Source organism: Alkaliphilus peptidifermentans DSM 18978 (assembly GCF_900101495.1).
In the GTDB taxonomy this organism is placed as follows: domain Bacteria; phylum Bacillota; class Clostridia; order Peptostreptococcales; family Natronincolaceae; genus Alkaliphilus_C; species Alkaliphilus_C peptidifermentans.
The window spans coordinates 15,039-27,546 of sequence record NZ_FMUS01000018.1 but is presented as its reverse complement, the minus strand read 5'-3'; the positions used below and the strand labels follow the sequence as shown (position 1 = coordinate 27,546).

Below are 12,508 nucleotides of genomic sequence, written 5' to 3'. Positions count from 1 at the left end.
AGGTGACATATGACTAAAGGTAAAAAACTAATTATAATTGTGTTAATCCTCTTAATGGTAAGTGCATTCCCATTAGGAGTTTTGCTTAACAAAATTACTGCAAGTGGCTTCGACGATAGTGGTTTTCTGAGCTACTTTAGTAAAAAAGACGATAAGATAAATATTTTAGTATTTGGTGTAGATGCACTAAATAAGGACAGTGTGAGAAGAAGTCGTTCAGACTCTATTATGTTATTTAGCATGAACTCTTCTGGTAAAGATCCAGTTCTGATTTCGATACCAAGAGATACGATAGTAGACATTCCCGGCAGACAGAGGCCTGAAAAGGTAAATCATGCCCATGCCTATGGTGATGTAGAGCTTTTGGTTGAGACTGTAGAAAACTTATTTGATATAAAAATAGACCACTTTATTAGAGTAAACTATAAAGCGGTAGAGGAAATGGTGGACGCTCTAGGAGGTGTAGAAATAGATGTACCTATGGATATGAGGTATAATGATCCCTATGACAAACCGCCGCTACATATTAATATATCAAAAGGTCTTCAGATACTAGATGGTAAAAATTCAGTTCATTTTTTAAGGTTTAGAAAAGGATACGCAAATCAAGATTTGGGTCGTATCGAAGCACAGCAAAATTTTGTTGTAGCTCTAAAAAAGAAGGTATTATCACCAAGTGTGATACCTAAAATTCCTCAACTAATTGAGATTTTCCATGAGCATGTAGATACAAATATAACTCAAGGAGCAATGCTTAAGTTAAGCTCCAATTTCATTAAGTTTAATCAAGAAGAGCTAACTCGCTTTACATTACCTGGCAATGCAAGGACTGTCAACGGAGTTGCTGGATATTTTGTTGATGAAGAGGAATTAAAGAGAATAAAAATTGAACTTTCTGAAGATAAACAGACGGTAGGTAGGGTTGCTGTATTAAATGGCTGTGGAGTAAAAAATATTGCTACTAAGTATGCTTCTAAGCTTGAAGATGAAAATATTTCTATCGAAAGTATTGGGAATCATGAAAACTATGATGTGGAGGTTTCATTTATTGAATTTAGACAGCCCTTTAAAAAGCAAGCTCAAGAGATGGGTAAGCTGTTGGGAATAAAGGATATCAGGGAAAGTGATTCATTAGCTGAGGGTGAATTTGATATAAATGTTATAATTGGAAAAGACCTAGATATATAAAACTGTCGAATTGATTACAATATTTAATCATATACTTTATGGAATATTGATATCGATTAATGGGGGGCAATCATGGAGACAATAATTACTGTAATATTATTTATTGTAGGTCTAGTGGTTATAATTAAAGGTGGAGATTGGTTTGTAGAATCTGCTGTTTGGCTAGCAAAGGTAACAGGGATACCAAGTGTTTTGATTGGTGCTACAATAGTTAGCATAGCAACAACATTACCAGAGCTATTGGTATCTTCAATCGCTACATATCAGCAATTCTATGATGTGGCTATTGGGAATGTGGTTGGTTCTATGGCTTGTAATATTGGTCTTATTTTAGGGACAACAGCTATTCTTTCACCAGTAAAAATAAAAAGAGGAAATTTTACAATTAAAAGTTTATTTATGCTAATAACAGCTATAGTACTATGGCTTCTTGCAAAGGATAAAATTATTACCTCCAAAGAGGGTAACATTCTACTTGTATTGTTTGTAGTATATATTATAATGAATATATTGGAATTCAGAAATAAAGGAAAGAAGGATTCTAAAGAGTACAGTACAGTTAAATTTGGTAGAGCCTACGCAGGAAAAAACATGTTAAAGTTTGTTTTAGGAGCTATATTTATAATTATTGGAGCCCGGTTACTAGTAACAAATGGTGTTGAAATAGCCAATCTATTAGGTATACCAGATCAGGTTATTAGTTTAACTTTAATTGCACTAGGAACATCTATGCCAGAGCTAATTACTGCAATAACCTCCATTATAAAGGGACATTATGGTATATCAATAGGAAATATTCTGGGTGCTAATGTTCTTAACATGGTTATGGTGGTTGGTGTTTCTTCAAAAATTGCTGAGCAGGGTTTAGTAATAAGCTATCAAAATGTTATGTTAGGAGCAACTATATATAATATACCTCAAACCTTATATCTCGATTTACCTGTAACAGTAATTATGATGACTATTATTGTACTGAGTGGTCTAATTTTTGGTAAAATTAGCAGGTGGACTGGATTATTAGTTCTGAGTATTTATTGCTTTTATTTATTTACACTAGTAAAACTATTTTTATAATGAGGAGGAAGTTGATGGATAATCAATTGATGGAGCTTGTAGAAAGAACGGTACAATTTATTGATAGTAAGCATGGAGAAGACATTTCAGTTTTAGACATTTCAAAAATTTCATCTATCTGTGATTATTTTATAATTGCCAGTGGCTCATCTGTTAGGCAAGTTAAATCAATATCTGATGAAGTTGAAGATCAATTGGCTAAATTAGATGTTTTGCCTCGACATAAGGAAGGCTATTTTAATGGAAGATGGATTTTATTAGATTATGGAGATATCGTCATTCACTTATTTCATGAGGAAGATCGAGCCTTCTATAATTTAGAAAGAATCTGGAAGGATGGAAGTATAGTTAATATTGACAAAATTGTGAATAATAATATATAATCTAAAATAGCATATTTCTTTATTTTATATATAAAACAATAAAAAATCATTATGTGTAAGGAGTAGTAAACAAGTTTTGCATTTCAGAGAACTGGTGGTTGCTGCGAACCAGTATAGCAAATTGTTGAACTTACCTTTTAAAATCACTATTAGGATGGGTTCCTATATCAACCATGAAGTGGACTTTCAGTCAATTAGGGTGGTACCGCGGGCATTGCTCGTCCCTAAAATGACTAGAAAGTTTTTTTATATTTTAAATAATCAACAACAGGAGGAGTATAGAATGGCAAATTATCCTTTTAAGGAAATTGAAGTAAAATGGCAAAACTATTGGACCGAAAATTCTGTTTTTAAAACAACTGAAAATAATCTTCCCAAATATTATGTCTTGGAAATGTTCCCATATCCTTCAGGGAAAATTCATATGGGACATGTTAGAAATTATTCAATAGGTGATGTTGTAGCCCGTTTTAAGAAAATGCGAGGGTTTAATGTATTGCACCCAATGGGGTGGGACGCCTTTGGGTTGCCAGCTGAAAATGCTGCTATTAAGCATGATATTCATCCAGATATTTGGACAAGAAAAAATATAGAAGAAATGAAGCTACAATTAAATACCCTTGGATTAAGCTACGATTGGGAGCGTGAGGTTTCAACCTGCAGTCCTGAGTACTATAAGTGGACCCAGTGGCTATTTTTGCAATTTTACAACAAGGGCTTAGCATATAAAAAAGAGTCTCGTGTAAACTGGTGTACATCATGTGAGACAGTTCTTGCAAATGAGCAGGTAGTTGGAGGATTATGTGAAAGATGCGATAGTAAAGTAATTAAAAAAATGCTCAATCAATGGTTTTTCAAAATTACTGATTATGCAGAAGAGCTTCTACAGGATATTGATAATCTAGATGGATGGCCAGAAAAGGTCAAGATAATGCAAAGCAATTGGATCGGAAAAAGTACAGGAGCCGAAATAGATTTTCCAATTAATAATAGTGATAAAACCTTAAAGGTTTTTACAACTCGACCAGATACTATATTTGGAGTAACATACATGGTTCTTGCTCCTGAGCATCCATATGTTGCTGAGATGGTTAAGGGGACAGAATACGAGGATAAGGTAGAGGCTATAATTTCAAAGCTTCAGCATATGTCTGATATCGAGAGAACATCTACAGATATTGAAAAGGAAGGTATTTTTATTGGTCAATACTGTAGTAATCCTATATCCGGTAAGAAAATACCTATTTATATAGCAAATTATGTGTTAATAGACTATGGTACAGGTGCAATCATGGCAGTTCCTGGTCATGACCAGAGGGACTTGGAATTTGCAAGGAAGTATAACATTGAGGTTATCCCAGTAATTAAGCCTGAAGAAGAGGAAGACTTTAAAATAGAAAATGTTGCCTACGATGGTGATGGAGTTATGGTGAACTCTGGTGAATTTGATGGGATGAAAACTGGTGAGGCATATGAAAAAATATGTGAATTAATAGAGGAAAAACAGGCAGGTAAAAAAACCATAAGCTATCGTCTTAGAGATTGGCTACTATCTAGACAACGATATTGGGGTACACCTATTCCTATTATCTACTGTGATGATTGTGGAACAGTACCAGTAGAAGAAGAAAATTTACCAGTTGCTTTACCGACTGATATTAAATTCACTGGGACAGGACTCTCGCCTTTAACGACTAGTGAATCATTCCTTCAAGCTAAATGTCCCAAGTGTGGTAAGCTGGGCAAAAGAGAAACCGATACTATGGACACATTTGTTGATTCTTCTTGGTATTTTTTAAGATATACCGATTCCAATAATGCAAAACTACCCTTTGATAAAGATAAGGCAAATTACTGGATGCAGGTAGATCAGTATATTGGAGGGGTTGAGCATGCTATACTTCATCTTCTTTATGCTAGATTCTTTACTAAGGTTATCAAAGATTTAGAGCTAACAGATGTTTCAGAGCCATTCGAAAATCTTTTAACCCAAGGGATGGTTCTAAAGGATGGAGCTAAGATGTCTAAATCTAAGGGCAATGTAGTGAGTCCTGAAGAAATAATTGAAAAATATGGAGCAGATACAGCAAGACTTTTTGTATTATTTGCAGCACCACCAGAAAGAGACTTAGAATGGAGTGATCAAGGAGTCGAAGGCTGCTTCCGATTTCTAAATAGAGTGTGGCGACTAGTAGTTGATGCCACAGAAAACAATCTATATGATAGAAAAACAGACTCTCAATCTAAGGACGATAAAAATCTGAAGTATGTTATTCATAATACAATTAAAAGAGTAACTGAGGATGTTGAAGGACGTTTTAACTTTAATACTGCAATTAGTGCAATTATGGAGCTGGTAAATGAACTATATAAATATAAAGAAAACGATACAATTGACGGAAAGCTCCTTAAGGAGGGAGTCAACACAGTTATTATTCTCTTAGCCCCCTTTGCACCTCATATTGTTGAGGAACTATGGGAGAATAATTTGGATGAAGGAAGCGTACATCAAGCAAGCTGGCCTGTATACGATAAAGAGGCGATTGTAAAAGATGAAGCTGAGGTTGTTATTCAAATAAACGGTAAGCTAAAGGATAAAATCACAGTTCCATCTGGTACTGCTAAAAGTGACCTGGAAGAAATTGCTTTAAGAAGTGAAAAGGTTAAAACCTTTATTGAAAATAAAACAATTGTTAAAATAATATGTGTTCCCAATAAGCTTGTGAATATTGTAGTTAAGTAAAGGAGGATAATATGTCTAAGAGTATACATCCAATATTAATTAGTATGATCCCTTTAGTGGAAGGCCTTGCTAAAACCTTCGGACGGAATTGCGAAATAGTCCTAAATGAAATAAGTGACAGTAAAAGATCTATAATAGCTATTTCAAATGGACATGTAACTGGTCGTTCTGTAGGAAGTCCAATGCTAGAAGCGGGAGTTAAGGCAGTAAGAAAGGGCAATGATGCCGACAATATTTTAAATTATAGCAATAAAAGCTCAGATGGAAAAATTCTTAAATCCTCTACTATGTTTGTACGTGATGATAAGAATGAAATAATTGGCTGTCTATGTATTAATATCGATATCTCAGAATTTGTAGTAGCACAAAAAGCACTAGAAGAGCTAATAAAAACTGATATTAAGGGAGAAATAAACCTTGGTGATTTTGCAAGCAATAATGTAAATGATGTACTAATGAATATTGTAACAGATACTCTAGAAGCAAATGGAAAACCTGTTGCTTATATGAATAAGGATGAAAAGGTAACCATTGTTAAGAAATTGGATGAACAAGGAGCCTTCCTTATTAAAGGAGCAATTGATTATGTAGCAAAAATATTATGTGTTTCAAGGTACACCATATATAATTATTTAGATGAAATTAGAGTAAATGGATAAAGGAGGAAATTAAATGTCAGAAGTAATTAATACCCAAAAGGCACCTGCTGCAATTGGCCCCTATTCACAAGCAATCAAGGCTGGTAATATGCTATTTGTTTCTGGGCAAATTCCTTTTGTTCCCGAGACTATGGAATTGGTTTCGGAAGATGTAAAGGAGCAAACAAAGCAATCATTAGAGAACTTGAAGGGGATTCTAGAAGAGGCTGGCTTCTCACTAAATGATGTTGTTAAAACTACAGTTTTTATCAAAGACATGAATGAGTTTGCCTTAATAAATGAGGTGTATGCCACCTACTTTATTGACAATAAGCCAGCAAGAGCATGCGTAGAGGTTGCTAGATTACCGAAGGATGTTAAGGTTGAAATTGATGCAGTTGCTATAAAAGGGTAGATAAAAGAATTAGAGGATTCGAGAAATCGAATCCTTTTTGTTGTAGACAAACCCTGATATTTTCAAGACTACGTAAACCCGCTCGGAACTAAAGAAAGAATGAGCTTAAGATAATCAGGAATTTTCAAAACTCACTATGGCTCAAACAGTTGAAAATCCACATCTGATTATCTTTTCGCTCTTTTCATTCTAACCTCGCTAACCGTTTACTTAAGTTTTAAAAATCGTGTTTGTCAGTAAAAATATACTTTGTCTTCAGTCTAGAGGAATCGAGAAATCGAATCCTCTTTTTTGTGAATAATTATAGCTGATTAATTGAAAAATATAAAAGAAATTACATCAGAAATAAATGGAAGGGAAGAAAAAAATAATGCTAGATCCGCTAAAGCTACAGCCTCAAAATGACCTTGAAAAGGAATTACCAAAGGAAAAATATGATGAACTAGAAGAATATATCAATCAATTACCTGAAACGGAAGGTACCTTAATTCAAGTCCTTCATAAGGCACAGGAGATTTTCGGATATTTACCAAGAGATGTACAGCTATTTATTGCCAGAAAGCTTGGTGTTAGTGGTGCAAAGGTATATGGAGTTGTAAGCTTCTATAATTATTTCGACGATAGACCAAGGGGAGAATATCTTATAAACGTTTGTACAGGAACAGCCTGCTTTGTGAAGGGCTCCAGTAACATAATGGAAATATTGTCAGATGAACTAGGTGTTAAATCTGGGGAAACGACAGCTGACGGGAAGTTTACATTGAATGGAGTAAGATGTATAGGTGCCTGTGGGTTAGCACCAGTTATAGTAGTTGGTGACAAAGTTTATGGACGTGTTAAACCAGAAGAAATCACTGGAATCCTAGGAAAGTATAGAAGGGAGGAACATTGATTATATGAAGTCTTTAGAAGAGCTAAAGGAAATAAGGGAGAAGGCACAGAAAAAAATAGATTTACGTAAGCTAGGAGATAAAGATGATATAAAAATTATGGTAGGTATGGGAACCTGTGGTATTGCAGCTGGAGCAAGAGGTACCATGGAGTCGTTGTTGGAGGAAATTAATAAGAATAGTATAGAAAATGCATATGTGGTTCAAGTGGGATGTATGGGACAATGTCATTGTGAACCACTTGTGCAGGTTAATTATCCAAATAAAGAACCAGTTCTATATGGAAATGTAACATCTGAGAAAGCAAGTGAAATTATAAAACAGCATATTTTGGAGGGAAAGGTCGTTGAAGCATTAGTAATAGAAGGATCTGTCCATAAAAACTAGATCATTGGAGGGAAGCAAGTGAAAAGACATCGCCTACATATGTTAGTTTGCGGAGGTACAGGTTGTCACTCACAAGATAGTGAAAAGCTGATAAAGGCCTTAGACATTTTGGTTAAAAAAAATGGATATGAAGATGAGGTTAAAATAGTAAACACTGGGTGCTTTGGATTTTGTGAAAAGGGTCCTATAATAAAAGTGCATCCTGATAATATTTTCTATGTAGACGTAAAACCCAGTCATGCAAAAAAAATATTTGAAGAGCATATTGTTAAAGGAAGAAAGGTAGAGGAATTACTTTATGAAGAGCCTAATTTTCATCAGAAGGTTGAGCATCAAAGAGATATGTCCTTCTATAAAAAGCAGCATCGTATAGCTTTAAGGAACTGTGGCTTAATTGATCCGGAAAATATTGAAGAATATATTGCACTTGATGGCTATCTAGCTTTAGGCAAAGTATTAAGTAAAATGACTCCAATGGAAGTAATTGAAATAGTGAAAAAGAGTGAATTAAGAGGTCGTGGTGGAGGTGGATTTCCAACGGGGTATAAATGGGAATTAACCTATAAAAATAATAATGATGTTAAATACATTATTTGCAATGCTGATGAAGGGGATCCCGGGGCTTTTATGGATAGAAGTATTCTTGAAGGAGACCCCCATAGCGTATTGGAGGCCATGTCAATAGCAGGTTATGCAATTGGAGCACAAAAAGGTTTTATTTATATTAGGGCTGAATATCCATTGGCTATCCACCGATTGAATGTAGCAATAAATCAAGCTAGAGAATATGGATTACTAGGTTCAAATCTATTTGATTCTAACTTTAGCTTTGATATAGAGCTAAAATACGGAGCAGGTGCATTTGTATGTGGGGAGGAAACTGCATTAATTAATTCCATTGAGGGGGGCAGAGGTGAGCCAAATGCAAAACCACCCTTTCCAGCTGAGAGTGGATTATGGAATCGGCCTACCTGTGTTAATAATGTTGAAACCTTTGCAAATATACCTTCAATTATATTGAGGGGCGCCGATTGGTTTAAAGAAGTTGGAACGGAAAAAAGCAAAGGAACAAAGGTTTTTGCCTTAGCAGGGAAAGTAAACAATGTTGGATTAGTTGAGGTCCCTATGGGAACTAAGCTAAGGGATATTGTTTATGAGATCGGTGGAGGCATAAAGGATGGACACAAGCTAAAGGCTATTCAAACTGGAGGCCCATCAGGTGGGTGTATTCCGGAGTTTCTGTTAGATATACCCATTGACTATGATAGCTTAACCTCCATAGGCTCTATGATGGGGTCAGGGGGAATGATTGTATTAGATGAGAATGATTGTATGGTTAATATATCTAAGTTTTATTTAGAATTTACTGAGGAAGAGTCCTGTGGTAAGTGTACACCCTGTCGTATAGGGAATAAAAGATTACATGAAATACTTATTAAAATCTCTGATGGTAACGGAACAGAGGAAGATTTAGAAAGGCTGGTAACATTGGGACAAATGGTAAAGGAAAACTCTCTTTGTGGTCTAGGACAATCCTCCCCCAATCCGATTTTGAGCACATTAAAGTACTTTCATGATGAATATGTACAGCATGTAAAGGAAAAGATATGCCCTGCAGGTGTATGTAAGATGGGAAAAAGCGAAAAAGAGTTAAAAGTGAGAATTGAAAATTGAAAATGGAAAATTAAAAATTGAAAATGGAGAATGGAAAATTGAAAATGCAAAGCAAAAAATGGAAATAGAAAAATAAAAAATGAACTAAGAAATAAGAGATAAAAAATGTTACATTTTAAATGTTAAATGAAAAAAATAATCAATAAAGAGTTAAGAAAAGTAGATGACCAAATCTTTGATTTGAGTCAGTCACTTTGATAGGGATTTGGTATAAAACTTCATAAGCATAATTTAGAGTTTTATGGAAAATTAACTAGCTACCTATGTATTGTTGAATTTAGGATGCACAATTGAATTAAAATCAAGACAAATAATATTGCTTAAAACTAATGTAGGGGCCGACGACCCTGTCGGCCCATTGATAATAAGCTTTCAATTTCGATCAAAAAGAAGTTAGGGGTGTATGTGTGAAGGAAAACTACGTTAAGGTTACTATTAATGACAATGAAATTGAAGTTCCAAGAGAATATACCATATTAAAAGCTTCTGTTGAGGCAGGCGTAAAGATACCGACTCTATGCTATTTAGATTTACACGATTTAAAGATGATAAATAGAACTGCATCCTGTCGAGTTTGCATGGTGGAAGTGAAGGATAGACCTAATCTAGCTCCTGCCTGTTCAACACCAGTTAATGATGGAATGGTTATCGTTACCCACAGTAATAGAGCTATTAAGGCAAGACGGATGTCGGTTGAATTATTACTTTCAAACCATCCTACCGACTGTTTAATTTGCCCTAGAAATCTAAGGTGTGAGCTTCAAGCCCTTGCCAACGAATTAAATATAAGAGAAATAGATTATTCAGGAAAAATGAATGAATTTCATATTGATAGCTCCAGTCAAGCTTTAATTAAGAATCAAAACAAATGCATCCTATGTCGACGTTGTGAAACTGCATGTAATGAAATTCAGACCTGTGGGATATTATCAGCTCTAAATAGAGGCTTTGAAACCATAGTTGGGCCAGCATTTAACCTACCAATGGTTGAAACCTCCTGTACCTATTGTGGCGCATGTGTGGCTGTCTGTCCTACAGCAGCATTGACAGAGGCATTCCATGTACCAAAGGTATGGGAAGCCTTAAATGATCCTGAAAAATATGTGGTGGTTCAAACTGCTCCTGCAATAAGAGTAGCCCTGGGAGAGTTATTCGGTATGGAGGAAGGCAGCATTGTTACAGGGAAAATGGTTTCAGCATTGAGAAGATTGGGCTTCGATCAGGTTTTCGATACTGATTTTGGTGCTGATGTTACAATCGTTGAAGAAGCTAAGGAACTGCTGCATCGTATAAATGATGGTGGTAGGCTACCGATGCTGACCAGCTGTTGTCCTGCATGGGTTAGCTTCATTGAGCATCAGTTTCCAGATTTGGTGGATATACCATCTACCTGTAAATCTCCACACATTATACTTGGTACCTTGATTAAAACATATTTTGCAGAAAAAATGAATATTGATCCTGCTAAAATTGTAGTGGTCTCTATTATGCCCTGCATAGCAAAGAAGGCAGAGGCTGCAAGAACAGAATTATCAATTGATCACCACGACAATGTAGATATTGTAGTTAGTACAAGGGAATTAGGAGCTATGATAAAGGAGGCAGGCATTGATTTCAACAAATTACCGGATGAAGAATTTGATCATCCATTGGGAGAATCAACCGGGGCATCAGTGATTTTTGGAACAACTGGGGGTGTAATAGAGGCCGCTGTCAGAACCCTTCACGAATGGATGACTGGAGAAGAACTAAAACAAGTTGATTTTCAAGCTTTAAGAGGAATAGATGGGTTGCGGGAGGCTATTATATCAATAAACGGGAAGGATTTAAAAATTGGAATAGCCCATGGACTAGGTAATGCAAGACAGCTATTAGAAGATATAAGGAGTGGAAAATCAAATTATCATGCTATTGAGATAATGGCATGTCCTGGTGGATGTATTGGTGGTGGGGGACAACCCTATCATTTTGGAAATGATAAAATAGTAAAGGAACGCCAGAAGGCTATATATCGGGAGGATGAGAATAAAAATATTAGGATATCTCATCGAAATCCTGAGGTTCAAAAACTCTACCAAACCTATCTCGGAGAGCCCTATGGAGAAAAGGCTTATCGACTTCTTCATACTAGCTTCGCACCTAAGGAAAGGATATAAAGCCATAAAATGGATATTATGTAAGCCATAAAAATGAAGGATTCTATAAAAGGGGTGTTTTGTGATATTTATCATTAAAACACCTTTAATTATAGACTAGTAAAAAGACTATTTTTTTGCTACTATGATATAATGGATAAATTAAAAAATGTGAAGAGTTAGAGTTAAAACAAAGCCTTAGAAGGTTAATTATAGAAGGAATTTGTTATTATCAATTTCTTATCAAAATTACTCATTTTCATTATCCATTGATTTTTAACACATTGTATTGAGAAAGGGGTTTTTTATGAAGGATTATAGTATTTTCGATATAGTAGGTCCAAATATGATTGGGCCATCCAGTTCCCATACTGCTGGAGCATGTAAGCTGGGAAAGGTTGCATATAAGCTTGCTAAAGGAGATATAAAAAAGGTTGTTTTTATGCTTCATGGTTCATTTGCTAAAACCTATCGTGGGCATGGAACAGATAAAGCTCTGTTGGGTGGTATTTTAGGATTCGATGCAGATGATGAAAGGATTAAATATTCATTTGAGCTGGCTAAAAAAGAAGAATTGCTTTTTCAATTTGAAGAAGCAGACCTAGGGGATGTACACCCAAATACGGTGAAAATTTTGATAGAAAAAAATGACGGTGTTAAAATGGCAATCATCGGATCATCAATTGGTGGTGGAAATATTAAAATTATTGAAATAGATGGAGTTGAGCTTGAATTTACTGGGGAGTATCCTACCCTTATTGTACCTCATAGAGATATGCCTGGTGTTATTGCTAAAACCACTGCAATATTATCACAATACGAAATTAATATAGCCTTTATGAGGGTTTATAGATATAACAAAGGTAACAATGCTTTTATGATAATTGAAACCGACAGTCCTATATGTACAGATGTAATTGGTCATATAAAGTCTGTGGACAATGTTATTAATGCATATTTAGTTACAATAAATTAGGACGG

The 12,508-nt window shown here is 35.1% G+C and carries 11 protein-coding genes and 1 other annotated feature; all 11 genes read left to right on the top strand.

Annotated features, from left to right (window positions below):
- The first annotated feature begins 9 nt into the window (after positions 1–9).
- The 11 genes from BLP68_RS13000 (at position 10) to sdaAB (ending at position 12,503) form a co-directional block, all read left to right on the top strand.
- Complete coding sequence (locus tag BLP68_RS13000; RefSeq protein ID WP_091544352.1) at positions 10–1,188, top strand: LCP family protein; 1,179 nt, start codon at positions 10–12, stop codon at positions 1,186–1,188.
- 72 nt (positions 1,189–1,260) lie between these two features.
- On the top strand, positions 1,261–2,262 hold the full coding sequence (locus BLP68_RS12995; protein ID WP_091544350.1) for a calcium/sodium antiporter: 1,002 nt from the start codon (positions 1,261–1,263) through the stop codon (positions 2,260–2,262).
- Between the two features lie 14 nt (positions 2,263–2,276).
- Complete coding sequence (rsfS, locus tag BLP68_RS12990) at positions 2,277–2,645, top strand: ribosome silencing factor (protein WP_091544348.1); 369 nt, start codon at positions 2,277–2,279, stop codon at positions 2,643–2,645.
- Between the two features lie 43 nt (positions 2,646–2,688).
- Positions 2,689–2,874: a binding site (T-box leader), on the top strand.
- 54 nt (positions 2,875–2,928) lie between these two features.
- On the top strand, positions 2,929–5,388 hold the full coding sequence (leuS, locus tag BLP68_RS12985) for a leucine--tRNA ligase (protein WP_091544346.1): 2,460 nt from the start codon (positions 2,929–2,931) through the stop codon (positions 5,386–5,388).
- A gap of 11 nt (positions 5,389–5,399) precedes the next feature.
- Entirely contained in the window at positions 5,400–6,047 is a 648-nt protein-coding gene (locus tag BLP68_RS12980; RefSeq protein ID WP_091544344.1) for a helix-turn-helix transcriptional regulator, read from the top strand.
- Between the two features lie 13 nt (positions 6,048–6,060).
- Positions 6,061–6,441 (top strand): RidA family protein, encoded by a 381-nt coding sequence (locus BLP68_RS12975; protein ID WP_091544342.1) that lies wholly within the window; start codon positions 6,061–6,063, stop codon positions 6,439–6,441.
- Between the two features lie 370 nt (positions 6,442–6,811).
- On the top strand, positions 6,812–7,333 hold the full coding sequence (locus BLP68_RS12970; protein ID WP_091544339.1) for an NADH-quinone oxidoreductase subunit NuoE family protein: 522 nt from the start codon (positions 6,812–6,814) through the stop codon (positions 7,331–7,333).
- 4 nt (positions 7,334–7,337) lie between these two features.
- Positions 7,338–7,718 carry a (2Fe-2S) ferredoxin domain-containing protein gene (locus BLP68_RS12965; protein ID WP_091544336.1) on the top strand — a complete coding sequence of 127 codons (381 nt, stop codon included), beginning with the start codon at positions 7,338–7,340 and terminating at the stop codon, positions 7,716–7,718.
- An 18-nt stretch (positions 7,719–7,736) separates the two neighbouring features.
- Positions 7,737–9,392, top strand: coding sequence for a NuoF family protein (locus BLP68_RS12960; RefSeq protein ID WP_278278228.1), 1,656 nt, complete (start codon positions 7,737–7,739; stop codon positions 9,390–9,392).
- A 407-nt stretch (positions 9,393–9,799) separates the two neighbouring features.
- A complete protein-coding gene (locus tag BLP68_RS12955) occupies positions 9,800–11,548 on the top strand; it encodes an NADH-dependent [FeFe] hydrogenase, group A6 (protein WP_091544333.1) in 1,749 nt (582 codons plus the stop codon).
- A gap of 286 nt (positions 11,549–11,834) precedes the next feature.
- Positions 11,835–12,503, top strand: coding sequence for an L-serine ammonia-lyase, iron-sulfur-dependent subunit beta (gene sdaAB, locus BLP68_RS12950; RefSeq protein WP_091544332.1), 669 nt, complete (start codon positions 11,835–11,837; stop codon positions 12,501–12,503).
- Positions 12,504–12,508 lie beyond the last annotated feature (5 nt).